Here is a 25,905-nt window from a genome sequence, read left to right as displayed (position 1 = left end):
AATATCACTTGATAAAAGGCAGCTTTCGAGCTGCCTTTTTTTGGTTCTTCTACCCGACACCTTGGTTGCAGCGTGAACCCGCAGCGCGCCTGCGCGCTGCCACGCCCAACCGATGAGGACGCAGACTTCGGCTACGCCGCAATGGGCGGGAGCCCTCCGGAACCGGAGTGAAACGGCCGCCTCAGGATTTGCCCCTTTGCGAGGCACCGGACACTATGCAATTGTTCGGACAGGAGATTGCCCCATGCCCATCACCACTTGCATCTTTGACGCCTACGGAACACTTTTCGACGTAACATCTGCCGCCCGCAGAGCAGCGCAGGAACCGGAATTCCCCCACCTACAAGACCATTGGAAGCAGCTTGCTTCGCACTGGCGACTAAAGCAGCTTCAATACACTTGGTTGCGTGCAATTACCAATGACCACACGGACTTCTGGCAAGTGACGCGGGACAGCCTTGACTGGGCGATCGAGGCCTGCGGCCTGTCTGGCGACAGCAAACTGCAGGAGCGCCTGATGGACCTCTTTTGGGAGCTTCAAGCCTACCCGGAAGTTCCGGCTGTTCTGGACAGGCTCAAACAGCAAGGTTTCAATGTTGCAATCCTATCAAATGGCTCACCCGATATGCTTGATGGAGCAGTCCAATCCGCGGGTATCGCTGCATCGCTTGACGATGTGCTTTCCGTCGAAAGCGTAGGCGTTTTCAAACCCGCCGCTGCTGTATACGATCTTGTTGGACAACGGTTCAATTGCACCAAAGATGAGGTCTTGTTTGTCTCGTCCAATGGCTGGGACGCAGCTGCGGCAACTGGGTATGGTTTTACAACAGCTTGGGCAAACCGCATGAATGAGCCAACTGACAGGCTCCCCTGGCACCCCGACTATACTCTGGAAGACCTGTACCCAATTCCTGACCTTGCGAGCGCGTAATATGACGGGTTTCAAGACCTCTGATGGGTTAACGCTGCATTTCACGGACACAGCAACACAGGACAAATCGGCCCTCTCCCGCCTCCCGCTTGTCTGCCTCCCCGGATTGACCCGTTGCGGCCGCGATTTTCGCTACTTAGCGCCTCACGCCTCCGCATATCGGTTGATTACCCTCGACTCTCGGGGCCGGGGACAATCCGCTTATGACCCGAACTTTATGAACTACAACGTCTTGCAAGAGGCACAGGATGTAGTCGCCCTTTTGGATCACCTGTCCCTCAAGAAAGCAGCCATCCTGGGCACGTCCCGTGGCGGACTGGTGGCCATGATACTTGCGGCTACGGCCAAGGACCGGTTGGCGGCGGTGGTGCTCAACGACGTTGGTCCGGAAATTCCCTCAAAGGGGATTGCGCGGATCATGGACTATCTCGGCCGCAAACCGGCGGCCAAAACCCTGGACCAGGCGGCAGAACAGCTTGCCTCTGCCATGAAGACGGCTTTTCCGGACGTGCCGCAAATGCGCTGGTACGAGGAGGTTGCTACCTTTTACACACAAGGCCCTTCTGGTCTGGAACTGCGGTATGACATCAAGCTGCGCGACGCCCTTCTGAAACAGGCCGAGGCTGGCCCGCCCCCGGATCTTTGGCCGCTTTTTCAAGCGCTTGATGGCCTGCCCCTTGGTGTCCTGCGCGGTGAAAACTCAGACATTCTGAGCCGTGAAACTTTTGAGAAAGTGGGTGCACGCCTCCCTCAGGCGCAGCTGCAAGAGATCCCGAACCGTGGCCATGTACCCTTCCTCGATGAACCCGCCTCCCTGTCCACCATTCACACTGTCTTGGAGCATGCCATATGGCCACAATAGAAAAAATCGAAGCCGCAGCCCTTCGACTGCACGGACATGCAAGGGTCACGCCGCTTCTGTGGTCTCCTGACCTTGATCAGCTTGCAGGCCGACGAGTTCTGGTGAAAGCGGAATGCCTTCAGCACACCGGATCGTTCAAATTCCGTGGCGGCTGGTCCGCAGTATCCGCGCTGAGCTTTCACGCCCGCAAGCGCGGAGTCATCGCCTATTCCAGTGGCAATCATGCACAGGGTGTGGCCGCTGCAGCACGGGCCCACAAAACGCCCGCCGTCATCGTAATGCCTGCAGATGCCCCAAAGCTCAAGATCGACAATACCCGCGCTTTGGGCGCAGAGGTCGTTCTTTATGACAGGGTGGGTGGCGAAAGCCGTGAAGCAGTAGGTGCCGCCATAGCCGAAGAACGCGGGCTACATCTGATCACCCCGTACGAAGATCCGGATGTGATTGCTGGCCAAGGCAGCGTGGGCCTTGAAATCGCACGACAAGCGGCGGACCTGGGGATCACCGAGGCCGAGGTTGCCGTATGTTGCGGAGGGGGCGGCCTGACGTCTGGGGTTGCGCTCGCGTTGGAAAAATACGCCCCAAACATGCGTGTCCGTCCCGTAGAACCAGAGGGTTTTGACGATGTTGCCCGGTCATTGTCCGCTGGAAAAATCCAGTCAAACGCCTCCCTGACCGGTTCGGTCTGTGACGCCATCCTGACACCTGAGCCAGGCCCGACAACATTCTCGATCCTGTCGCGCCTAGTGGGCGCAGGTATTGCGGTCTCGGACGGGGACGCCTTGCGCGCGATGGCAGAGGCCTTCCTTCGGCTGAAAATCGTTATCGAGCCCGGCGGGGCCGTCGCTCTGGCAGCCGGGCTTCTTCATGGGGACGCCTTTGAAAAAGACACGGTCATTGCTGTTGCCACCGGCGGGAATGTGGACCCGGCCACCTTCCATACGGCGCTGCGCGCGTACCCATGCTGACCGCAGCCCGTTTTCCTTCAGATACGGCAGTCAAAACATGTTTTGTATAAGCTTGCATCATGGGCAGAGGCGCGGCACATGGCAGTGCAATATTGCTGGAGACCCACATGCCAATCGCACAGATCGGAGACATAGAGCTTAACTATTCCCTGGAAGGGCCAGAGGACGGCGCGCCTCTTGTTTTTATTCATGCACTGGGCACCAATCAAAGCCTTTGGGATCCTGTGATCGCCCGGCTTCCAGATGGGCTGCGCATTCTCCGGTTTGATCTGCGCGGGCATGGGCTGTCGTCCGCACCGGATGCACCCTATGGGATGGGAAGCCTCGTCAAGGATACCGAAACGCTCCTGGATGCCTTAAACTTGCGCGATGTTGTGATCGTTGGCCTATCAATCGGTGGCATGGTTGCGCAGGGTCTTGCTGTGAAACGCTTGGACCAGATCCGGGCGCTGGTCCTGTCCAATACAGCGGCAAAGATCGGCACCCCTCAGATGTGGAAGCACCGGATCAACCAGATTGAGGAGAAGGGCCTAAAGACCATTGTTGACCCCACGCTGGAGCGTTGGTTGGCCCGCAGCAATCGCAATGGCGCATTGGCAGATCACCTGAAAGAGATGATCCTTGCCACACCGACACAGGGATACACCGGCTGCTGCGCCGCAATTTCCGGCACCGATTTCTACACCCCTACCAGCGCGTTGCGCCTGCCAACTCTGGGCATCTGCGGAACCGAAGATGGTTCGACCCCTGCTGACCTTGTACGAGAGACCGTGAATCTGATACCGGGCAGCCGTTTCGAACTTATCCGCAGATCCGGCCACATGCCCTGCGTGGAACAGCCTGATGCCTTTGCAAACCATCTGGTGGCCTTTTTGCGCCAGATCGGCCATATCGCTGCGTAAAGACATATAACTGGAGGCCTCCCCGATGGCTGCATCCCTTTTCGAAAGCCAGCTGTACAGCGGTCTGTTTGCAACCGGAGACGTGGGGCGGCTCTTTTCGGACAGCGCGGAAATCCGCGCCATGCTTCTGGTTGAAGGCGCATTGGCCAAGGCACAGGGCACTTTGGGGGTGATCCCGCAAGAAGCCGCCGCCGCGATCCAACGCGCAGTCATGGAAGTTGCGATTGACCCCGGTGCGTTACGCGTTGAAACAAGAATCAACGGAGTTCCTGTTCCCGCTCTTGTGGCCGCGCTGCGCGCAGAGATGAATGCACCGGAGCATGCGCAATACGTACACTGGGGCGCCACCTCCCAAGACATCATGGACACGGCCCTGATGTTGCGTATGCGCCAAGCCCTCACTTTGATTGAAGGCAAGCTCCACGACCTTCTGCGCACCTTGGCAACACTTTCCAAAACACATGCGGCCCAGCCCTTGGCCGGCCGCAGTTTCGGCCTTCACGCATGCCCGACCTCTTTTGGCGCGGTTGTCGCCAGCTGGGGCAACCCGCTTCTGAACCTTTTGGATGAATTGCCCAATTTAAGGGAAACGTCTGTTCTGGTTTCTTTGTCCGGCGCGGCTGGAACCGGGTCGGCACTGGGAGAAAAAGCGATTGAAACCCGCTCGGAACTGGCCGCAGGATTGGCTCTCAATGACCCAAAGCGCAGCTGGCATACCGACCGCAGCCCAATTTTGCGATTGGTCGGGTGGATGCACCATGTGACGCTTGCTCTGAGTAAAATCGGGCAAGACTGCCATGGGATGACGCAAACCGGTATCAACACCCTGACGCTTGCAGATGGCGGCGCATCCTCCACATTGCCGCATAAACAAAATCCGGTAGCCGCGGCCAAGCTGATATCCCTCTCCCATTTCAGCACTGGTCTCCACACCAGCCTGCACGCCAGTGCCACCCACCAATATCAACGGGACGCCTCTGCGTGGTTTTCGGAATGGCTCAGCCTGCCGCAAATTGTTCTGACCTCTGCTACAGCGGCTGAAACCGCCGCTGCGCTGAGCAAGGCAATTTCCCCAAACCTTGACCAAATGAATGCCGAACTGGCGGATAACCTCGGCCTGATCCATGCCGAGGCGCTGACCTTTGCATTGTGCAAGTCGCTTTCGCGCCCTGAAGCTCAGGACACCGTAAAAACCCTATGTAAGGACGCGATCGCCCAGAAATCTCCGTTGCACGTCCTGGCGTCTAAAGCGTTTCCGGACCAAGACTTCAGCCACGTGTTTCATGCTGACCTGCAACTCGGCCATGCACCTGCAGAGGCGATCAGCTTTGCGGAAAGGGTTTCTGAACGCCTCGCGGTTTGAAAGCACAGCGCAAGGCAAAGCCGGGCAAAACCATTCCCAAGATGCGCTCAGTCTCTGCGCGGCCTTTACACTTTTGTGAAATATAACTGTCATTAAGCGATGAGTTTCAGTTTGTGGCAGGTTAAAATGATTCCACCGAAATCGACGTATAAGGCATCGCTATTTCGAACAAAATCTCGTGAAAGCCCGGATGTAGACGGGTCGATCCCCAGCTTAACGTAACGTCAATAGGACGCAACCAAAGCTCTGGCATTAGCTCAACTTTTTATGCAATATGTCGACAATCTTTCATGACGAGCAACGAAACCTTTACGATTATGAATATCTCAACTGAAAACACAAAGCCCGCGCCCGAGGATATGTCGGAGAGCGCAGCAGCTGCTGCAGCGTTCCTGAAAGCCTTGGCGCATCAGGGACGGCTAATGATTTTGTGCCATCTGGTAGACGGCGAGCGCTCTGTCGGCGAATTGGAAGACCTGCTTGGCCTTCGGCAAGCAGCAGTTAGTCAAATGCTGGCTCGTCTTCGTGACGAAGGCATGGTTCACACGCGCCGCGCAGGAAAAACTGTTTATTACAGCCTCAAAGATCAGAACGCAGCCCAAATCCTTGAGCTTCTTTATAAAATGTTCTGCGAGAACCAGACGGAAGATGTAAACGCTGTAGAGAACGCATCCTAGTTTGACACGTATCCAGCAACGACTTGTAACAACTTGAATGCCGTTGAGGCATCGTTTTCGACAACTGCCAGGAACTCTTCCTCGCCGATCCGAAGGCATGTCAAATCGGTCTTTGCCACCATCGTCAACGCACGCGGCTCGCGCCGGATAAGTCCCAGTTCTCCCACAAGGCGACCGGGGCCAAACGTTACGATATAGCGGTCTGTTTTATCCGGGTGCGGCAAGTAAAAGTCGGCCTCCCCTTCCAGAATCATATAGGCTCCGTCCGAAGCATCATCATCCTTGCGAAACACAGTCTGCCCCGCCTCAGCTTCAAACCAACGTGCGCCGAAGGCGAGAAGCCGCAATTGTCGGCGATTCAGCCCGGAAAACAGTTCTGTCTGCTCCAGTGCCCGTAGTTTACGCGATAGATCCGCACTGGCCGCACCATCCTCAACCGCAAGTTCTTGGGTTTCGTCGGTCACAAGCCGCCCTTGGCGGAGCTCATAGTAGACATCGAATACGTCGGGATGCGCGAATTCCGCACCCAAGTAAACGAGTGTTGCCTCAGGCAAAAGCCTGCGCAAATTCTTATGAATGGAAATCCGGGTTTCAAGATCATAGCTAGCCATGGCTCCATCCAGGATCAGCAGATCCGGGCGCTTGACCGTTGCCCTCGAGAAGGCCAGAGGTTCGGCAAAACTTGCAGGCAACCCCTGCCCTCCCACCGCGATAGGAAGATCAAAAATCAGTTCAACCACCAGATCACGCAACCCATTTTTGATCAAGAGGCCAGAGACCAGCTTGCGCAATTCCTCCCCTTTTGACCCTGCACCGTCAGAGATTTTGCCAAATATTGCGTTTTCCAGAACGGTAAGACCGGGTGCATATTCTGTCACGGAAATCGGCACGAAGCCTTCGTGCAGCGTTTCCCGCATCTCATGCCCGTTTGCGCGACGAAACTCCAACACCCTTTCTTTCATCTCATCTGTAAACGCCGGACCGATCTTTTCAGCTGAAATCCGAAACGGAACAATCAGCAATTGTGCCAACTCTTTCAGGTCCAGCGCATCTGCGCCGCTTTTACGGGTCTTTTCCGTTAGCGACAGGGCCGTTTCATAAGTGTCAACGCCAATCCCGAGTTTGCGAAACAGCGGATGATCCACTCCGTCGATACCAAAGGTCTGGCGCAACATATCGACCACATCCTGGGTCAGACCAACCAGATCCTGAACCAACCCCAATTGCGACAAACGCTCCAGAAAATCCCTTTGTTGGAGCAACTGCGCATCTGTAAGCGGCACATATGTTGTTGCAAAAAGCAGGTTTTCAGCGACAGGCATTGCCGCGTTGTAGGAGCCAGGTTCAAAAAAATGCACCATATCCTCTAAGCCTGCCTCACGAATCTCCGCTTGAATCTCGGATCTGAGGTGGACGATCTTTCGGGCCAACACGGGGTGCGCATCTGGCATGAAACGTTGCTCCATCCCGCGACGGAACAAAGCCGTTTGCGAGCCGATCCCCTCGACCAACTGCAACCACCACTGGCGCAACTCACCCTCATTGTTTAACCGCGCCAATCCAGGATCGAGCCAAGCAGCATCAAAGGGGTCACCACTGTTGCCCGCTTTGATGGCATCCAGATTGCGGCGTTCGTCGTGCGCGGCACCCTGGGGTCTGGGTCGCATTGGCATTAAAACATTGTCGCCAAAGGACCCCTGAAACAACACAGGCCGAGACGTCGCATGACCCACACGTGCGGCCAGCACGGATTGATGCAATTGCCGCAAATCATGACCTGCAATGGTCACCTGCCCTGATACAGGCAGGATCTCGCGGGTCAAAAGCTGCGCCAGCGCACGGCGGTCTTCCTCTGATGGCGCCGCAATTCCGATCACCTTCCCCTGAGGCAGGGTGGCATTCAGATCTTCAAGAACAAGATTACCATCAGCGTCCCTTACGTTCACCTTTTCCAAAATCACATCGCCGTTCAAACGGTGAACCTGCTCTGGATCGCCTCGCATAAGCTCTGCATCTATCATGCCAGAAGGGGCAAAACGTTCCAGAATAACATCCCAGCGTACGGACATATCCTGGGTCTGGTTGTAGTAGGCCAAGAGCTCTTTCCAGGGCGAAGCCAGATCTTTGTAGGCTGCAAGGGCGGCGACCAGCGCGCCCAGTGAAACCTTGCCCTGCAAGACAAGATACCCACCAACGGCGTAAAAGAAGAATGGCGTCAGTTGCGTAATGAAGTTATTGAGAAACTTCATAAAAAACTTCTTCCGATAGATGTCGAAACGGATATCATAAAGCCGTCCCAACCGCTCGGTAATTATCGCAAGCCGATACCGCCAGCCGCCGTTGATCCGCAGTGTTGACGCACCTGCCGCACTTTCGCCGATCTCAGAGGCCAGCGCCCTGACCTGGTGAATGCGTTTTTTGTTCAACAGGTTGATGCGGCGCTGAAGCATAGGAATCAGCCATCCCTGCAATGGAATAAGCGCAACGGCCGCCAATCCGAACCAGACATTCTGGGAAAACAGGAAGAACAGGATCGTCAGCATTTGACCGGCCTGCAACACCGGTTGACTGATTGCATCTCCCATCAAGCCACCCATCGGCTCGCTTTCCGAGGTGACCATTGACACAAGCTCCCCCTGGCTCACCCGTTCGAAATAGGGTTGAGGGAACCTCAGAATACGTTCGATCAACTGGAACCTGAACCGGCGAAGCATCCGTTCGGCAAGAATGCCCTTCATCGTGTTGATCCGCATCTTCAGCAGACCGTGACACAAGACCGAAAACAGGAAAGCGCCACACAGCAACCACAGGAAATGAAGCTGTTCCAGTTCATACCCCATCACAGCAATGGTGGACGTCTGAGAACCGATCGCGTCGTTGATGATCCGTTTGGGCAGCTCAAGCGTGAGATAGAGCAGCGGGAACAAACAGGAAGTCACCAGAAGCAATATGAACTGGTCGCGCTTTGAGTACTTCCAAATAAACTTAAAAAGAGAACGTTCGATCACCCTGCTCCCGATAATGGCATCGGCCAAGAATATTTAGCCCCGGAATGACGCCACGCCAAGACTGTCATACCCCTGATCGTTTTGTAAGTTCTGTGCATGATCGCAAACAGGAGTGTTTGCCAATGCGATGAAAAACCGTAAGGTTCAAACGAATTCTAGGTCTGAAGAAGGACAAACCATTGTCAGAACACGTCGCATCCCTGCTTGCGTTGCTATTCTTGTTGCAAGTCAAGCACATGTTTGCAGACTTTTTTCTTCAGACCCCGCGCATGCTTTCTGGCCGCAACCTGTATTTTCATATGGGGCGTGCGCAACATGTGAGCGTGCACTTAATTGGCACAGCCGTTGTCCTGGCCTTGATGGGGGCGCCAGTCAAATTCGCAGTGATTATCTGCATTATTGAATGGATCGTGCATTTCCACATCGACTTTGGCAAAGCCTGTTACAATGAAAAGAAGTCCCTAAAGCCGACGCAACCTCTGTTTTGGTGGGCAATGGGCGCGGATCAGGCTCTTCATCAGGCGACTTACCTTGCAATAGGTTGGGCTTGGTGTGTTTTTGTGCTGTCTTGACGAATTATTACCCCACGCATTGATAACTTTTTTGTCACGACCTTGGACTTACCCGTCAACCTCAGTTGGCGGCGACAGCGTTTGACATCCGCTGAGCAGCATCTCGGAACCAGTCGCGCTTGAACAACTTGGCGATCCACTACCCGCAGCCACACGCGTGAGATGCTTCGACAACCAAACCGGTCTTTGAACGCAGTTGCGCAGACTCTTCCGTTGGTTTTTCCCCTCGATACTCTATCGTTACTGCGTAGATTCAATAATACGACAGTTACACAAAAACCTGCCGAGGAATGCAGCAACGCTACGGCAAAAGATTTGACCTGAAGTGTGGTTACGCGCGATGTTGGAATTTGGAAAGACACTTAGGACGACCATGCACCTGCCAAACCCCTTTCATTTCCCGCAACCTCTGAATTGGTGTACTGGAACCACCGTTTTATGACCTCCCTCTTGTCGGTGAATAATCTGAGCATTTCGTTCTCCGGTAATGCGCCGGTGGTGGAGGACGTGAGCTTTGACGTGGAGGCGGGCCAAACGCTTGCTTTGGTCGGGGAAAGTGGTTCGGGCAAAACGCTAACCTGCCGCTCGGCTTTGGGAATCCTGCCCCGCATGGCCAAGGTTACTTCTGGTCAGATCAACCTCAAACTCGACGATGGCACTGTGAACCTGTTGCACCTCGACCAGCGGTCGTTGCGCGATATCCGTGGCAATCAGGTGTCGATGATTTTTCAAGAACCCATGCGGTCCCTTTCACCGTTGCATCGGATCGGCAATCAAGTGGTCGAAGTGCTGCACCTTCATGGCGGCCCCATGGGGCAGGCGGCGCGGCAAAAAGTCCTGGATGTCTTTGCGCAAGTTGGCTTTCCAGATCCTGAACGCACCTATCGGTCGTACCCTTTTGAGCTTTCGGGCGGTATGCTGCAACGCGCGATGATCGCAATGGCGATGGTTGCTCGCCCTAAGCTGATGATCGCGGATGAACCGACAACGGCATTGGACGTTACCACACAGGCTCAGGTGCTGGGGCTGATGAAGGATCTGCAACAGCAAACCGGCATGGCCATGATCCTTGTAACCCATGACCTGGGCGTTGTGGCAAATATGGCTGAAAAAGTTGTGGTCATGCACAAGGGCCGGGTGATGGAAGCGGGGGAGGCAAAACCCATTCTGGCCGCGCCTGCGCACCCCTACACCAAGGCGCTGATCAACGCAGCACCCTGTATTCCCGATGCACCGGTTCCGGTGCAGCCAATCTCGGGTCACGATCTGATTCTGGAAATGAAATCAGTCGCGAAAACGTATAAACTGCGTGCAGGACGCGGCTGGTCTGCGCCCTTGATGGTTCACGCCTGTCGTGGTGTGGATTTGGCTCTACCCCGCGGCAAGACACTTGCAATTGTGGGCGAAAGCGGATCAGGCAAGACCACGGCTGCGCGCATAGCCTTGGGGGCCGAACTGCCTGACCCCGGTGGCCAAGTTCTGTTTCGCGGCGCTCCAGACGCGGACGCTGTGCCGGTCCATGACATGGATGCCAGCACCCGAATGAGGTTTCAGCGCGAAGCACAGATGGTGTTCCAAGACCCCTATTCCTCGCTGAGCCCGCGCATGCGTATCCAAGATGCGCTGACAGAGCCGCTGGAAATCCACAGGATCGGAACCCGTTCAGACCAGCGCGCCCAGGCAGCAGAGCTTTTGCGACTTGTTGGCCTCAGCCCGGACATGCTGTTGCGGTATCCACATGCGTTTTCCGGCGGGCAACGGCAAAGGCTTTCCATCGCGCGGGCGCTGATGCTGGATCCCAAACTGCTGGTCTGTGACGAACCGACCTCTGCTTTGGATGTCTCGGTTCAAGAGCAGATCCTCCTGCTGTTGGAAGAAATCCGAAACCGCAAGAACCTGTCTTACCTTTTTATCAGTCATGATCTTGCCGTGGTCGCCCGTATCGCGGATGAAGTTGCCGTAATGCGGCGTGGATTGGTGGTTGAACAGGCACCTCCGGACACGTTGTTTTATAATCCTCAACATCCTTACACAAAAGCACTGATCGCCGCTCAACCCGAACCCGCGGTGAACCGCCCCATCGACCTGAAACTCGTGGCACAGGGCGCTGGCACGCCGGACTGCTGGCCGGATGCTTTCCGCTTTGAAGGTAACGATGCGCCGCCCCTCAACCAGGTCGAACCGGGGCATAAGGTGAGGTGCCATGTTTAATCTATTGCGTTCACTTGCCCTTGTCGCACTGGGCGTTTCCTGCGCTCCTCAGGTGGCACAGTCTCAAACGGGGCAACTGCCGCTTTTGCAAGAAAGCTCCTTCTGGCAATCCGAAGTGAACATGAAACACCTGCCCCCGATCGAGGAACGCCTGCCGGACATACCGCTGGTTGTTGACTTGGAGGCAAAGGGCCGCAGTTTTGGCATACAAGGCGGCACTCTCAACACAATGGTCAGCCGATCAAAAGACATCCGACAGATGGTTGTCTATGGCTATGCCCGCCTAGTCGGATATGACCAACACTATAACCTGGCGCCCGATCTGCTTTTGGCCTGTGAAAACGAAGGCAACCGCAAGTACACGCTGCGCCTGCGTCCCGGCCACAAATGGTCCGACGGAACACCTTTTACGGCCGAAGACTTTCGCTATTGGTGGGAAGACGTCGCGAACAATCCGCTCCTCAGCCCGGCAGGTCCGCCCGACTTCCTGCGCGTGGATGGCGAACTGCCAAATGTCAGTTTCCCGGACGAGACCACAGTGATCTATGAGTGGTCCACACCAAATCCAAATTTCATGCAGAGCTTGGCACAGGCGCGCCCTCCCTTTATCTATCGCCCTGCACACTATCTGAAGAAGTTCCACGCAGATTTCACCTCTGCCGAGGAATTGCAGGAAGAGGTCGACTATGCCCGTGTAAAATCCTGGGCGGCCCTGCATAACAAACTCGATAATATGTACAAGTTCGACAACCACGAATTGCCAACCTTGCAGCCGTGGATGAACGCCACGTCGGGTAAAAAGATCCGCCACCAGTTTGTCCGCAATCCCTTTTATCATCGCGTCGACAGCCACGGGGTGCAACTGCCATATATCGACACGGTCGAAATGGAGATTGTGTCAGGTGGGCTGATTGCCGCAAAGTCGAACGCCGGAGAAGCCGACCTTCAGGCCCGGGGTCTCGGATTTCGCGACATTCCCATCCTGCGCAAAGGGGAAAATGAGGGTGGAAACTACCGCGCTGTTCTGTGGCAAAGCGGAGCCGCATCCCAGATCGCCATTTATCCGAATCTGAACGTAAATGATCCGGTCTGGCGCAAGACCCTGCGCGATGTGCGTGTTCGCCGTGCACTTTCTCTGGCCATTAACCGGCGCGCTATAAACAAGGCGCTCTATTTTAAGCTCGGACACCCTGGTGCCATGGCCGTGCTGGAACAAAGCCCGTTTTACGAAGACAAGATGCGCAGCGCCTGGTCTACCTTTGATCCGGATCTTGCCAATCAACTGCTGGACGAGGCTGGGTTCACGGAAAAAGACGCCTATGGCATTCGTTACCTGCCTGACGGGCGCAAGATGGAATTGGTGGTAGAGACCGCAGGCGAACGCCAAGAGGTGGAGAACGCTCTTCAGATCATCACAGACGATTGGAACGACATCGGTATCAAACTGATCCTGCGCCCTCTGGATCGGGACATCCTGCGAAACCGCGTATTTTCCGGCACCACTATGGCCTCGGTCTGGTATGGCTGGGACAACGGGTTACCCGGACCATATACCTCTCCATCTTTCCTTGCGCCAACAGATCAGACTTTCCTGGCCTGGCCCAAATGGGGGCAGTATTATCAGACCAGCGGGCAAGTCGGCGAAGCGCCGGATGATCCCGCAGCCGAAGAACTCATGCATCTGATGCACGCATGGAACAACGCCACAGACAATGAAACCCGGAGCCGGATCTGGCACGACATGCTGATGATTCACGCGGAACAAGTCTATGGCATCGGGTTGGTGGCCGGCGCGCCACAGCCAGTTGTTATCAATCGCAAGCTACGTAATGTCCCGGAAAAAGGCATCTGGGCCTGGGATCCCGGCGCGCATTTTGGCATCCACCGGATGGATGAATTTTATTTTGAAGGTGGCAAGGGCTGATGCAGATCCTGCGCTATGCATTTTACCGATTAGGCACCATGCTGCTGACCCTTTGGGTGGTGTCAGTACTGATTTTTATCATCATCAACCTGCCCCCGGGCGACTATTTGTCCAACCAGATTGCGGAGCTTCAGGCTTCCGGCCAATCAGCAGGCGTGGCCAAGGCCGAATTTCTCCGACAGGAATACGCACTCGACCGGCCACTTTGGCAGCAATATCTGATCTGGATCGGCTTCATCCCGGGGCCACATGGGTTTTCAGGCCTGATCCAGGGCAACTTTGGCTGGTCTTTCGAATTTGACGCCCCCGTCGCCGAGATCGTGGGCGACAGCCTTTGGATGACCGTCATGGTAAACTTGGCTGCGGTGCTGTTTGTTTACCTTGTGGCGCTCCCTTTGGGCGTTCTCGCCGCGGCACGTGCACGCTCGTGGGTGGACTATACATCAGCCTTTGTCGGCTATCTCGGCCTCGCAACTCCCAATTTCCTGCTTGCGCTGATCCTGTTTTACTATGGTCACAAGCATCTGAATCTGCCGATTGGCGGGCTGATGGATCCGGCTTACGAAAACGCACCGATGTCTTGGGACAAGGTAAAATCGATCCTTTTACACCTGATCGTACCAACCTTTGTCATCGGCACATCGGGGGCCTCTGCCATGATGCAGCGCCTGCGCGCAAATATGCTGGATGAGCTGGGCAAACCCTATGTTGAAACAGCAATTGCCAAAGGTATGCCACCGCGCCGGATGTTGATGAAGTATCCACTGCGTGTTGCATTTAACCCCTTTGTGGCGGATATCGGGAACCTGCTGCCCTCAATGGTTTCAGGATCGGTTCTTGTTTCGGTCGTCCTTGGCCTGCAAACAATTGGACCCGATCTTCTGCAGGCGCTCAAATCACAGGACATGTTCCTTTCAGCCTTTGTGTTGATGTTTGTCGCCCTGCTGACCTTGATCGGCACGATGATATCGGACGTGCTCTTGATGCTTCTTGATCCGCGCATTCGATATGAGGGACGCAAATCATGACCCAGTCCCCCGACAATCGTTATGTAAGCGATGCGCCATTTGATCCGAACCCGGCCTTGCAAGAGATTGAGCGTAAGGATCTGGATGCTCCGAACTGGCTTCTGATCTGGCGCAAGTTCCGCACGCATCGTCTGGGACTGGTGTCCGGCGCGTTTCTGCTGTTTTGCTACCTTTTGTTGCCATTTATCGGGTTTGTCGCGCCCTACGGCCCAAACGAGCGCCACGCTGAACATCTTTATTCGCCACCACAAAGCATTCACTTCTTTCACCAGGGCGAGTTTTTAGGCCCCTTCATCTATCCGATGACTTCCGAGGCCAATCTGGAAACTTTCCAATGGGAGTTTATTCCTGATTTGGAAACGCCCCGAAAACTGCGGTTCTTTTGCGAAGGCAAATCCTACAAGATCGCAGGCTTGATCCGGTCGGACACGCATCTGTTCTGCCCGCCTGAGACACTGGATGAAGAGGTTGTACCCTTCTTCCTCTGGGGATCGGACCGACTGGGCCGCGATGTTTTCAGCCGCATCCTTTATGGCGCACAGCTCTCACTGACCGTCGGCCTGATCGGGATCACCGTTTCTTTTGTGCTGGGCATATTTTTTGGCTCTATTGCCGGCTATTTCGGTGGAACAATCGACTGGGTCATCAACCGGATGATCGAAGTCCTGCGCTCCCTACCAGAACTGCCCCTCTGGCTCGCGCTATCGGCGGCGGTACCCTCCAACTGGTCCCCCATCGCCGTGTTTTTTGTGATTTCGATCATTCTCGGCCTTTTGGATTGGCCGGGACTGGCACGATCTGTCCGCGCCAAGTTCCTTTCTTTACGCGAAGAAGAATACGTCCGCGCCGCCGAGATGATGGGCGCAAGCTCTGGCCGGGTGATCCGCAAACACCTGCTGCCAAATTTCCTCAGCCATCTGATCGCTTCTGCCACGTTGTCGATCCCTGCAATGATCCTCGGTGAAACAGCCCTCTCCTATCTGGGTCTCGGTCTGCGTGCTCCGGCCGTAAGCTGGGGGGTGATGCTGAACGATGCCCAGAACCTCGCCAGTATCGAGATCTACCCCTGGACCGCCATCCCCATGTTGCCGATCGTTGTGGTTGTGCTTGCGTTTAACTTCCTTGGCGATGGGCTGCGCGACAGCCTGGACCCCTATCAACAATGACATTACTGGATGCCCTTCCCACACCAGACCGCTTTAGCAGCACTGGCACCGGGACTGCGCCAAGCGCCTTTGCCGTTACCGATCTGGTAACCCGCTCTATCGCGGCGGTCGGCTTGGAACTGGCGCAGTATATGATGGCAACAAACCTCACGGCACATCTGCCAGAGGTCACGGTTGATCAACGCCTTGCCACGCTCTGGAGCAAATACAGTTTTCGTCCAGACGGCCGGGAGATGGCGGATCTTTGGGATGAACTGGCAGGCATTTATCAAACGCGCGACGGCTGGATTCGCCTGCACACAAACTTGCCTCACCATCGCAAGGCCGCCATTGATGCACTTGAATGTGCCGAAGATCGGGACAGTATCTCCCAAAGGCTGCGCTGCATTCGCGGTGCCGAAGTCGAAGACGCGATCCACGCAGAAGGTGGAGTTGCCGCGGCCCTGCGCAGCCAAGCAGAATGGGCCCTACACCCCCAAGGCCGCGCCGTAGCACAAGATCCCTTGGTCGATTGGCAGGCACCACGTCGTATTTCTCATCGCCCCGCTCCGAACGCAACAATCGAGCGGCCTCTCAAAGGGCTGCGTGTGCTGGATCTAACCCGCGTCCTTGCAGGTCCCATTGCCACGCGAACCCTGGCAGGCCTTGGCGCAGAAGTGCTGCGCATCGACCCGCCTGACTGGGATGAACCCGGTGTGATCCCCGACATCTCAATTGGCAAATCAATGGCAACGCTGGATCTCAAAACATCCGAGGGTCACGAGAGGCTCGCCGCCCTGTTGGCCACCGCAGACGTATTTGTCCACGGCTATCGCCCCGGTGCGCTGGCTGCCCTTGGATTTGACCGCGCTTCTATCGATGCGCTTGCGCCAAATTGCGTCGAAGTCACGTTGAATGCCTATGGCTGGACCGGCCCATGGGCCCGCAGACGCGGGTTCGACAGCCTCGTGCAAATGAGCAGCGGCATTGCCCATACAGGCATGGCGTGGGCTGGCACCACCCGCCCCCTACCCTTGCCTTTTCAGGCGCTGGATCACGCGACGGGCTATTTAATGGCCGCCGCCGTCCTTTCCGGCTTGACTTCAGCCGCCGGCGGCGCGGCAGTCGGCACGGCCCATCTCTCCTTGGCGCGCACTGCGGAAGCTTTGAACCAACTGGAGCCATACGCCAGCGGCCCAGACATAAGCGCTTGGGACGAGGCGGATTTTGCACCACCGAAGGAACACAGCAGCTGGGGAGCCGGACACCGCCTCAAATCTCCGCTTCACGTTGGTAAAACAACTCTCCTCTGGGAGAACCCCGCTCAGGCCTGCGGCAGCCACCCTGCCGAATGGAGCGTTTCTCAACTCAACTGATCATACTGTTCCTGACGTGGGCCACCATCCGCCGCTGTGTTCCGTCAGGGACACAGCGGCCCGGCCCAACGGGATGCGACCCGCCTCTGGCGGGTCAAAGAGGGGCGGGAGCAGCCAGATTGTCTTGTCAACGGCTGCGTCTTAATCCCCCTCGCCAGGATTGGAATCCATAAGATCGTGGTCAATTGCCGCTTGCACAGCGCCCACTGCGGCTTTCTTTTTTTGTTCAGGTGTCATCTCTTCAACCTGATCGTCCGCAAGGCGCACGGTCACCTCACGATGCGCAAACCGAATACCTTCCTGTGCAAACAGATCGCGAATTTCCTGGAACACTCGTTTACGGATCGTCCATTGATCCCCCGGTTTGGTCATGAATTTGACCCGGATGATCATCGCAGAATCCTGCATTTCAATCACACCTTGGGATTTCAATGGCTGAATGAAGTTATCGCCAATCACCGGGTCTTCCATCAGTCGCAGGCCCAGTTTCTTGATCAACTTGCGGACCTTCTCCACATCCGTGTCATAGGTCACCCGCAGCGGCAGCTTCATCATAACCCAATCGCGCGAGTAGTTGGACAGAACCTTGATCTCTCCAAAGGGGATTGTGTGCAATGCACCCAAGTGGTGGCGCAACTGGAATGACCGGACCGAGATCTTTTCAACAGTGCCTTTGACATCGCCAATATCGATATATTCGCCTTTTCGAAACGCATCATCCAAAAGAAAAAACGCCCCCGAAAAGATGTCCCGCACCAAGGTCTGTGAACCAAAGCCAACTGCCAGGCCCACAACACCGGCACCCGCAAACAGGGGGCTGACGTTAATGCCAATTTCCATCAACAGGATCAGAATGATTGACACAACCACCACAGCCAGAATAGCGCCGCGGAACAACGGCAACAGCGTGGCCAGACGACTGGCCCCTCCAGCACCACCTTCGTCCCCCAATTCGCCCTCTGGCATATCGCTGGTTTCCTGATCGATCTTGCTGTCGATCCAAATCCGAAACATGTGGTACACAATGTATCCGATGAACAGGATCGCAATAATATCCAACCCTTTTTCAGCCCAAGGCCGGGTCATCCATTCTGCATTGGGTGTCCAAATAAAGATCAGAGCAATCACACCAACCACAAAGGCCAGAACCCCCGCAACACGACGAGCCAGATCTTCGTAGGTGGCAACCGGGTGCCGCCGCAGCGCGATCTCTTCCATATCATCGTCATCCGCTACGTCGCCCTCGGCGTCGCCAGCAACTTCTGCAGCCGAAGACTGCTGCATCCTGCTCTGGAAATAGCGTTCAATCACAAAGTTGATGGCACCATAAACCACCAGGATGGAGGTCAGAACAATGTATGTGCCCGCCATCAGCGGAATAGACACATCCCGTTCCAGAACAAGGTCTGCAGTCAGTTTCAGCCAGCCAAAGACCATATAGGCCATGACCAGAGGTCCCCACGCGAGAGACAGCATACGCACCAGCCAGGAACAGTCTTCCTTGCGTTTGCCTGCGCGAATGGCACAGGAAATCGCGCGTCCATTCACCACAACCATCAACAGGTTGCCAGCAGTTCCCGCCAAAGCAAGGGCACCATAAACAAGGGCATAAACGTTATAATTCAGGCCGAAATCACCAATCCAAGTGGCAAACAGGACCGTGCAGATATCATAAGTCGCAAGCGCTGAGGCCCAATAATATAGCCGCGTCGCATCCCGGTCGTTCAGGATTGGAATGCGATACTGTGGCAAGAACGGCGACAGCACCATGCGCCACAAATCCGAAGCCGTCCGCGACAGGAAGAACGCCGCAAAAATCGCGATAATTGTGAATTGGATTGACGTATCATTTGCCCGACCAAAGAAGATCAGCGCCGTGATCGCGACAAACAACATTGCAAAAATCGTGGCGCCAACACCAGTCAGAAAGCGCATGACCAAAAACGGCATTTTCTCCGCATACCCCTGCGGAGCGTCTTTTATGCGGGCGACAACAAATTTCTTGGCAATCCGTTTGCCGTAGATCTCGACAGAGAGCCAACGGCCGATCAACAGCAGCACCAGCGCCGCGCCGAGCACCTCTATATATCTCATGATCCGCCCGTCGGGGCTTGTCTGACGGAGGATATATTTAAATTCAAAAACCGAATACGGCAGCGCTTCCAGGCGACTGTTTAATGCAACCCTAAAGGCATCCACTCTGGACTGGGCCTGCATCAGGCGCGATGGTCCCTCCATCGGGTGGTCAGTTGCGACATCATCGCCACCAGAGGGCATTGAGGTGACCGGATTTCCACGTGGGTCAATGACAATGACACCCAACCCGCTTTCGACAGCCTGCTCAATCGCTTGGCGCAATGTAGCGTCATTCTCGGGCGCGGCCTCTTGCGCATGCAGCGCCACGGAGAACGCAAGACTGATCACAACACCGAGAACTGCGCGCAAAATGCCTGACATTTCGCCACCTTTTATATAAATCAAACCTAACTCAGAAGAGTATCGACCAATTGGCTGCAAGGCCAAAGGGTAAATTTGTTATGATTGGGTGACGCCTAAGCTTGATTGCAACTTAGCAACTCTCACGGTATAGCTGGCGAGCGGGAATAGCGCTTTTATAGCATTTTCAAGACGACTACTCCCATAAGAAATAAGAGCGCCTGAAATTTGGGCCACACGTCACCTACCCGCCAAAGCTGGTAGAAAAGAACAAGCGCCAGGTGCCACAAAAGGCAACCTCGCCAGAACCGGGGCACAAGATGGCCAAAGACAAGGGTCACGAATTCGGGCGACTGAAACCGGGCGGCATCTGTCGTTTCCTTGGAGATCGTGGGATCGCATCAGTTGCGTTAAGGATGCTACCATGACGACCAGCTCAATCAGGTCAGCAGAGATTTCAGCAAGCCGTGTCCGCGGTCCACGCGTTGTTTTATACAGTCATGACACGTTTGGATTGGGACACTTGCGCCGCTCGCGGGCACTCGCCGAGGCGATCACATCCGCAGATGCTTCAGCATCTGCGCTCATCCTGACGGGATCTCCGGTTGCAGGCCGTTTTGCGTTCCCGACGCGCGTGGACCATGTGCGTCTGCCCGGTGTCATCAAACGATCCGATGGCTCTTATGCGTCGCGCACCCTTGGCATGGGCATCGAAGAAACCACTGAACTTCGTGCCAATCTGATCCTGTCTACCGTAGAGACCTATGCCCCTGACATTCTGATTGTGGACAAGGAACCCAGCGGTTTTCGTGGAGAGCTTCTGCCCACACTTGAACGGCTCAAGCGTGACGGCTCTGCCAAAATGGTCCTTGGTCTGCGCGATGTCCTCGATGAACCTGCCATCCTTGCCGCCGAATGGCAGCGCAAAGACGCTCTGCGCGCGATGGAGACTTACTACGACGAAATCTGGGTCTATGGCTCCCGGTCTGTTTACGATCCAACCCAAGGGTTGACCCTCAAACCGGAAACGCACAACCGCATGCACTGGACAGGGTATCTGCGCCGTGACCTGGGTGAGGTCGGCCCACCACCACGGCAACCCTATGTGCTGATCACCCCCGGCGGCGGCGGCGATGGAGCGACAATGGTGGATCTGGTGCTCTCGGCCTATGAGCAGGATCAGACCCTTGGACCGCGCGCCATTCTGGTTTATGGCCCCTTCCTGTCCGGCGAAACACGGGTGGAATTTGAAACTCGTGTCTCCCGTCTGGATGGTCGGGTGACCGCCGTTGGCTTTGAAAGCCAGATCGAGACGCTCTTTGCCGGCGCGCAGGGCGTGGTTGCCATGGGCGGCTATAATACGTTCTGCGAGCTATTGTCCTTTGACAAACCCGCCGTGATCGTGCCGCGCACCAAACCCCGTTTGGAACAGTGGATCCGGGCCAGCCGCGCAGAAGAGCTGGGGCTGGTAACTATGCTGGACGAAAACCGCGACGGGCTTACACCTGCCTCCATGATCCGCGCCATCCGCGCACTTGAACATCAAAAACCGCCTTCAGCCGCAGTCAAACACGCCGAGCTGCTGGATGGGCTGGACTATGTGACTGCACGTGTCGAACGCCTTCTGGCTGAACGTGCCCCAAAGGCCGCTGAATGAAAAATACACCCCCTCTCGCCGTGCTCGTCAAAGGCTGGCCACGCCTGTCCGAGACATTCATTGCCCAGGAACTTGTTGCACTCGAAGAAGACGGCATAACCTTCGAAATCTGGTCCCTGCGCCACCCCACCGACATCAAACGTCATCCGCTGCATGACCGGTTGAAGGCACAGGTGCATTACCTGCCGGAATACCTATATCAAGAACCGGAACGGGTCTGGGCCGCACGCGAGGCCGCGCAACAAATGCCGGGCTATGCGAAGGCCTATGAAATCTACCGAGCGGATCTGCGCCGCGACATCACACCGAACCGTGTCCGCAGGTTCGGGCAGGCCTGCGTTCTGGCGGCAGAGATGTCAGATGACGTTCTTGCGATGTATGCGCATTTTCTGCACACGCCGTCCTCGGTCGCTCGCTACGCGGCGATCATGCGCGGCATGCCCTGGAGCTTTGCAGCCCACGCCAAGGACATCTGGACCTCCCCCGATTGGGAAATTTCCGAAAAACTCTCGGACAAAACATATGGCGCAGCCTTTGGTGCGACCTGCACCGGTTTTGGCGCAAAACACTTGCAAGAGATGTCGGATGGCACTCCAGTCGATCTGATCTATCACGGTCTCGACCTACGCCGGTTTCCTGAACCACCGGAACGCAGCTGGCGAACGGCGGATGCCCCGCTCAAACTCATGTCTGTTGGACGCCTGGTCGAGAAAAAGGGCTTTGACAACCTGATTGCCGCGCTTGCTTTGCTGCCGGGTGATCTGGACTGGCATTTCACCCATATCGGCGGTGGCAACTTGGGCGCAAAACTTCAGGAACAAGCGGCCGAGGCAGGCATTTCTGACCGCATCACCTGGCGCGGGGCCTGCGACCAGCCTGAAGTCATTGGCGAAATGCGCAGTAGCGATCTGTTTGTCCTTCCAAGCCGGGTGGCCAAAGACGGTGATCGGGATGGTTTGCCCAATGTGCTGATGGAGGCCGCCTCACAGCGCCTTCCGATCCTGTCCACGCCAGTCTCTGCCATCCCCGAGTTCATCGACGACGGCACCCACGGTCGGCTAAGTGACGATCACCCCAAAGATCTGGCTGCTGCAATTGTGGACATCGCTCGCGCACCAGAACGAGCTGCGGAAATGGCAGAAGCCGCGCTGGGTCGCCTGCGCCAGGAATTTGGCATGATGCCCGGAATTCGTCAGCTTAAAGCCCGCCTAGCCGCTCTGTTGCAGGACCAGTAGCCATGCCCCCGGCGCCCCGCATCGCCTTTTATGCGCCTATGAAGTCACCGCATCATCCGGTTCCCTCCGGAGATCGAGAATTGGCGCGTAACCTGATGCGGATGATGGAGACAGCTGGCTGCGAAGTCCAACTGGTCAGCAACTGGCGATGCCGCGACAAAACGGGCGATCACGAAGTCCAGAACCAGCTTTTTCAGGAAGCCGAGCAGGAAATCGCAAGGCTCTCCGCTGACCTGCCCCCCTTTGACCTTTGGGTGACCTATCACAATTATTACAAGGCGCCGGACCTCATTGGACCTGCCCTCGCCCGGATGTGCGGTCGTCCCTATGTGCAAATTGAAAGCACACGCGCCAACAAACGCCTGGGCGGGGCCTGGGACCGGTTTGCCCGTGCCGCCCACGCGGCGGCGGACCAGGCCGATCTCATCCTGTCAATGACCCAACGGGACCAGAAAACCCTGATCCGGGATCGGTTCGGGGATCAATCTCTGTCTGTGTTGCCCCCCTTCTTACCAACAACCCAATTACCCCCGGCCTCGAAACTGACGGGACCAATGCTCGCGGTTGGAATGATGCGAGCGGGCGACAAGCTGTCATCTTATCAACTGATCGCGGACAGTTTGAAAAATCTGCGGGGAGACTGGCAACTGAACATTGCAGGTGACGGGCCCGCGCGAAAGGACGTGGTCGCTCTTATGGCCCCTTTTGAAGACCGCGTGCACTTCCTCGGCCAACTCAGCCGCGACGCTTTGGCCCAAGAATACCAGACCGGATGCCTCTTGTTCTGGCCGGGCGTAAACGAGGCGTTTGGCATGGTTTACCTTGAGGCGCAAAGCTATGGGCTGCCGGTCGTTGCGCAAGACCGCCCTGGCGTGCAGGAGGTTCTATCGCCAGAAAACCGCGCCCGTGCACCGGACCCGATCGGGGGCTCGCAGGCTCTGGCACTGGCATTGTCTGACCTTCTCAGTGATCCGGATTTGCGTGAGCGCCACCAAAAGGACGCACGCGGCTACATACAATCTCATCACCTGCTGAACGCCGCCGCGCACAATTTTATGAAGGCGATAACCCCGCTTCTGGAGAGACGCCCATGATCCGTCTTGCAATGCTTCGGCACGGGCACACACCCTGGAACCGGATGGGACGTATTCAGGGACGCAGCGACATCGCGCTGGACATTGCCGCGCAGGCTGAGCTTGCCGCACAAAGCTTGCCTTCAGACTGGATCGCGGCAGATCTGGTCTCCAGCCCTTTGGAACGTGCCTGGCATACGGCAGAACTGGTCTCAGGCCGCCCGGCAGAACGTGTCCCCAACCTGATCGAGATGAACTGGGGCAAATGGGAAGGTCTGCACGGGCGTGACCTGAAAGCAGATCCGACCAGTGGTTTCAAAGACATCGAACAGTGGGGCTGGGACTACTGCCCGCCAGACGGAGAAAGCCCCAACGAAGTCTGGCAGCGCCTCGCGCCCTGGCTCTTTGCCCTTAGCCGCGACACAATTGCTGTATGCCACATTGGTATCATGCGGGTGATCCTGGCACGCGCTTACGGATGGGACTTCGATGGCCCTGCTCCGTTCGCGGTCAAACGCAACCGGCTTTTTGTGGTTGAAATCGACGGCACAACCCTTACCCCGGTCCCAGACCCTATTCGCCTGATCGCAAAGGACACAGCATGAAGGTTCAGATCATTGTCACCCATCTCCTTGGAGCTGGCCATCTGGCGCGGGCGCTTACCCTTGGTCGCGCCTATACAGATGCAGGAGATGAGGTTCAGGTGGTTTCAGGCGGTTTTCCCGTCCCACAGCTTTCCACTGATGGTGTCGAATTGGTGCAGCTTCCACCGCTGAAATCGGATGGTGTAAATTTCAAGCGCCTGTTGGGTGAAACCGGCAACCTTGCGGATGAGGCTTATTTTGAGCGCCGCAAAGCAACGCTGCGCGATGCCTTCCACGCGTTTCAACCCGATGTTCTGATTACTGAACTCTACCCGTTTGGCCGCCGCACCCTGCGTGTGGAATTCCGCAACCTGATTGAAACCGCAAGTGCAGCCCACAAGAAACCGCTGGTCCTGTCGTCCATCCGCGACATACTCGCCCCCCCGACCAAGCCGGAACGGGTCGAGGAGTGCCACGCCATTCTGGAAGATCTCTATGATGGCGTCCTCGTCCACGCGGATCCGGAAACCACACAACTGGACCTCAGCTGGCCCGTAACAGACGCCCTTGCCGCCAAGCTGCATTACACTGGATATGTGGCCCCAGCGGCTCCTACCCCGCAACCGGATGGGATCGGCAAAGGCGAAATCCTTGTCAGCTCGGGCGGCGGATCAGTCGGGGACGAGATCTTTGAAGCCGCAATGGAGGCTGCGCGTATGACGCCCGACCTCACATGGCGGCTCCTGGTTGGAGGCTCAGATGCGGCAGAGCGGATCGCAGCGTTCCAGGCCAAAAGCTCTCCCGCAATCATCGAAGCGGCACGGCCCGATTTTCGCCAGATGATGTGCCATGCCAGAGCGTCTATCTCCATGTGTGGCTACAACACCGCTCTGGACGTTCTGCAATCCGGCGTAGCTGCCATTTTTGTCCCCTTTGACGCTGGCACCGAGGTGGAACAGGCCATCCGGGCCGAAGCCCTGGGCAAACTCGGCGGGGTCAAGACCCTGCGCCGCGCGACACTGACCGCCCAGCAATTGCTGGACTCGCTGGAAGACCTGCGAAACACCCCCAGCAGATCCATGGATCTCAGGGGATTTGATGGCGCAGCACAGACTGCAGCCCTGACACGCCGCCTGCTTGCAGAAAAACGCGGCAGATCATGACAGGCTCACCGGATTGGACACCGCTGGACACTGAGCTTCGCCACTGGTGCCAGGACAAGCTCACGCTACCGCTGTGGTGGCGAGATGATGACGCAATTGCGCCGAGCAAAGCCCTGGACCGTCTTTCTGCGTTGGCGGGTCATTTTGACATGCCCGTCCATCTTGCCATCATTCCCGCCCAGGCCAGCCACGCGTTAGGCACCGGGCTGCCGGATCATTTTATCCCTGTTGTTCACGGCTGGGCTCATGTGTCTCACGCCCTCGCCGGGCAAAAGAAATCTGAATTCCCGACGTCACGGGACCTTTCCAAACGGTGCAGCGATGCCGCAGAAGGCCTCGCCCGAATGCGCGAACTATTCGGCCAACGCCTGTTGCCAATGTTTGTGCCGCCGTGGAACAGGATCGGAGCAGACCTGGTCCCGAATTTGTCGCAACATGGATATACTTCGATCTCGACCTTCAGACCGCGGTCACGTCCAGATGCCGCGGACGGTCTCGCCCAGATCAACACACATCTGGACCCGATCAACTGGCGTGGAGACCGGTCTGTTCTGGACCCGGACACCCTGATCAAACAGGTCACCGACAATCTGGTGGCACGCCGCACGCACAAATCAGACATGTCCGAGCCCTTTGGCATCCTGACCCACCATCTGGTTCACGACACCGCAATTTGGTCTTTTACCGAGGCACTGATCAGCCGCCTCCTGGAAGGCCCAGCAACACCTTGGCGCTTTTCTGCGTCAGACCTGCCGACAGAGGCAGGTTCACATCACACGTAAAGGGGAAG

General features: G+C 56.4%; 20 protein-coding genes. 18 read left to right on the top strand and 2 right to left on the bottom strand.

Annotated elements, in window-relative coordinates:
• Positions 1 to 244: 244 nt before the first annotated feature.
• The 6 genes from ACXAEW_RS10280 (at position 245) to ACXAEW_RS10255 (ending at position 5,703) form a co-directional block, all read left to right on the top strand.
• Positions 245 to 931, top strand: a complete 687-nt coding sequence (locus tag ACXAEW_RS10280) for a haloacid dehalogenase type II (RefSeq protein ID WP_474941230.1) — start codon at positions 245 to 247, stop codon at positions 929 to 931.
• The gene (locus ACXAEW_RS10275; RefSeq protein WP_474941229.1) at positions 849 to 1,793 is read left to right on the top strand and encodes an alpha/beta fold hydrolase; all 945 of its coding nucleotides are present in this window, start codon (positions 849 to 851) and stop codon (positions 1,791 to 1,793) included. Before ACXAEW_RS10280 ends, ACXAEW_RS10275 begins: the two co-directional genes overlap by 83 nt.
• Positions 1,781 to 2,761, top strand: a complete 981-nt coding sequence (locus ACXAEW_RS10270) for a threonine ammonia-lyase (RefSeq protein WP_474941228.1) — start codon at positions 1,781 to 1,783, stop codon at positions 2,759 to 2,761. The genes ACXAEW_RS10275 and ACXAEW_RS10270 overlap by 13 nt, the downstream gene beginning before the upstream one ends.
• Positions 2,762 to 2,868: 107 nt before the next feature.
• Complete coding sequence (gene pcaD / locus ACXAEW_RS10265; RefSeq protein ID WP_474941227.1) at positions 2,869 to 3,663, top strand: 3-oxoadipate enol-lactonase; 795 nt, start codon at positions 2,869 to 2,871, stop codon at positions 3,661 to 3,663.
• Between the two features lie 25 nt (positions 3,664 to 3,688).
• Positions 3,689 to 5,026: a lyase family protein gene (locus ACXAEW_RS10260; RefSeq protein WP_474941226.1), complete on the top strand. Its 1,338-nt coding sequence runs from the start codon at positions 3,689 to 3,691 to the stop codon at positions 5,024 to 5,026.
• Between the two features lie 290 nt (positions 5,027 to 5,316).
• Entirely contained in the window at positions 5,317 to 5,703 is a 387-nt protein-coding gene (locus ACXAEW_RS10255) for an ArsR/SmtB family transcription factor (protein WP_474941225.1), read from the top strand.
• Here the strand turns inward: ACXAEW_RS10255 and ACXAEW_RS10250 are convergent.
• Positions 5,700 to 8,684, bottom strand: a complete 2,985-nt coding sequence (locus tag ACXAEW_RS10250) for an ABC transporter transmembrane domain-containing protein (RefSeq protein ID WP_474943024.1) — start codon at positions 8,682 to 8,684, stop codon at positions 5,700 to 5,702. The two genes, ACXAEW_RS10255 and ACXAEW_RS10250, sit on opposite strands and share 4 nt — an antisense overlap.
• Positions 8,685 to 8,890: 206 nt before the next feature.
• Between ACXAEW_RS10250 and ACXAEW_RS10245 the strand changes: the two genes are divergently transcribed.
• From ACXAEW_RS10245 to ACXAEW_RS10220, 6 genes are all read left to right on the top strand, one after another.
• Positions 8,891 to 9,283, top strand: coding sequence for a DUF3307 domain-containing protein (locus ACXAEW_RS10245; protein WP_474941224.1), 393 nt, complete (start codon positions 8,891 to 8,893; stop codon positions 9,281 to 9,283).
• Between the two features lie 438 nt (positions 9,284 to 9,721).
• Entirely contained in the window at positions 9,722 to 11,494 is a 1,773-nt protein-coding gene (locus ACXAEW_RS10240; RefSeq protein WP_474941223.1) for an ABC transporter ATP-binding protein, read from the top strand.
• Positions 11,487 to 13,418 (top strand): ABC transporter substrate-binding protein, encoded by a 1,932-nt coding sequence (locus ACXAEW_RS10235; protein ID WP_474941222.1) that lies wholly within the window; start codon positions 11,487 to 11,489, stop codon positions 13,416 to 13,418. The genes ACXAEW_RS10240 and ACXAEW_RS10235 overlap by 8 nt, the downstream gene beginning before the upstream one ends.
• Positions 13,418 to 14,446 carry an ABC transporter permease gene (locus tag ACXAEW_RS10230; RefSeq protein WP_474941221.1) on the top strand — a complete coding sequence of 343 codons (1,029 nt, stop codon included), beginning with the start codon at positions 13,418 to 13,420 and terminating at the stop codon, positions 14,444 to 14,446. The genes ACXAEW_RS10235 and ACXAEW_RS10230 overlap by 1 nt, the downstream gene beginning before the upstream one ends.
• Entirely contained in the window at positions 14,443 to 15,612 is a 1,170-nt protein-coding gene (locus ACXAEW_RS10225; RefSeq protein ID WP_474941220.1) for an ABC transporter permease, read from the top strand. Before ACXAEW_RS10230 ends, ACXAEW_RS10225 begins: the two co-directional genes overlap by 4 nt.
• Positions 15,609 to 16,967 carry a CoA transferase gene (locus ACXAEW_RS10220; RefSeq protein ID WP_474941219.1) on the top strand — a complete coding sequence of 453 codons (1,359 nt, stop codon included), beginning with the start codon at positions 15,609 to 15,611 and terminating at the stop codon, positions 16,965 to 16,967. The genes ACXAEW_RS10225 and ACXAEW_RS10220 overlap by 4 nt, the downstream gene beginning before the upstream one ends.
• A gap of 141 nt (positions 16,968 to 17,108) precedes the next feature.
• Here ACXAEW_RS10220 and ACXAEW_RS10215 read toward each other — a convergent pair whose 3' ends face one another.
• Entirely contained in the window at positions 17,109 to 19,424 is a 2,316-nt protein-coding gene (locus tag ACXAEW_RS10215) for a mechanosensitive ion channel family protein (RefSeq protein ID WP_474941218.1), read from the bottom strand.
• Between the two features lie 403 nt (positions 19,425 to 19,827).
• Here ACXAEW_RS10215 and ACXAEW_RS10210 point away from each other — a divergent pair, with 403 nt between their 5' ends.
• From ACXAEW_RS10210 to ACXAEW_RS10185, 6 genes are read left to right on the top strand one after another with little or no spacing between them, the layout of a single operon-like run.
• Positions 19,828 to 21,060, top strand: coding sequence for a glycosyltransferase family protein (locus tag ACXAEW_RS10210; RefSeq protein WP_474941217.1), 1,233 nt, complete (start codon positions 19,828 to 19,830; stop codon positions 21,058 to 21,060).
• Complete coding sequence (locus ACXAEW_RS10205) at positions 21,057 to 22,295, top strand: glycosyltransferase (RefSeq protein ID WP_474941216.1); 1,239 nt, start codon at positions 21,057 to 21,059, stop codon at positions 22,293 to 22,295. The genes ACXAEW_RS10210 and ACXAEW_RS10205 overlap by 4 nt, the downstream gene beginning before the upstream one ends.
• A gap of 2 nt (positions 22,296 to 22,297) precedes the next feature.
• Positions 22,298 to 23,389, top strand: a complete 1,092-nt coding sequence (locus ACXAEW_RS10200; protein WP_474941215.1) for a glycosyltransferase family 4 protein — start codon at positions 22,298 to 22,300, stop codon at positions 23,387 to 23,389.
• Positions 23,386 to 23,973 (top strand): histidine phosphatase family protein, encoded by a 588-nt coding sequence (locus tag ACXAEW_RS10195; RefSeq protein WP_474941214.1) that lies wholly within the window; start codon positions 23,386 to 23,388, stop codon positions 23,971 to 23,973. Before ACXAEW_RS10200 ends, ACXAEW_RS10195 begins: the two co-directional genes overlap by 4 nt.
• Entirely contained in the window at positions 23,970 to 25,115 is a 1,146-nt protein-coding gene (locus ACXAEW_RS10190; protein WP_474941213.1) for a glycosyltransferase family protein, read from the top strand. Before ACXAEW_RS10195 ends, ACXAEW_RS10190 begins: the two co-directional genes overlap by 4 nt.
• Positions 25,112 to 25,897, top strand: a complete 786-nt coding sequence (locus ACXAEW_RS10185) for a polysaccharide deacetylase family protein (protein ID WP_474941212.1) — start codon at positions 25,112 to 25,114, stop codon at positions 25,895 to 25,897. The genes ACXAEW_RS10190 and ACXAEW_RS10185 overlap by 4 nt, the downstream gene beginning before the upstream one ends.
• Positions 25,898 to 25,905: the final 8 nt, after the last annotated feature.

Source organism: Epibacterium sp. ABZ3_068 (assembly GCF_056159265.1).
Note: the sequence above shows the minus strand (reverse complement) of the source record. Positions and strands in the feature narration are given on the sequence as shown.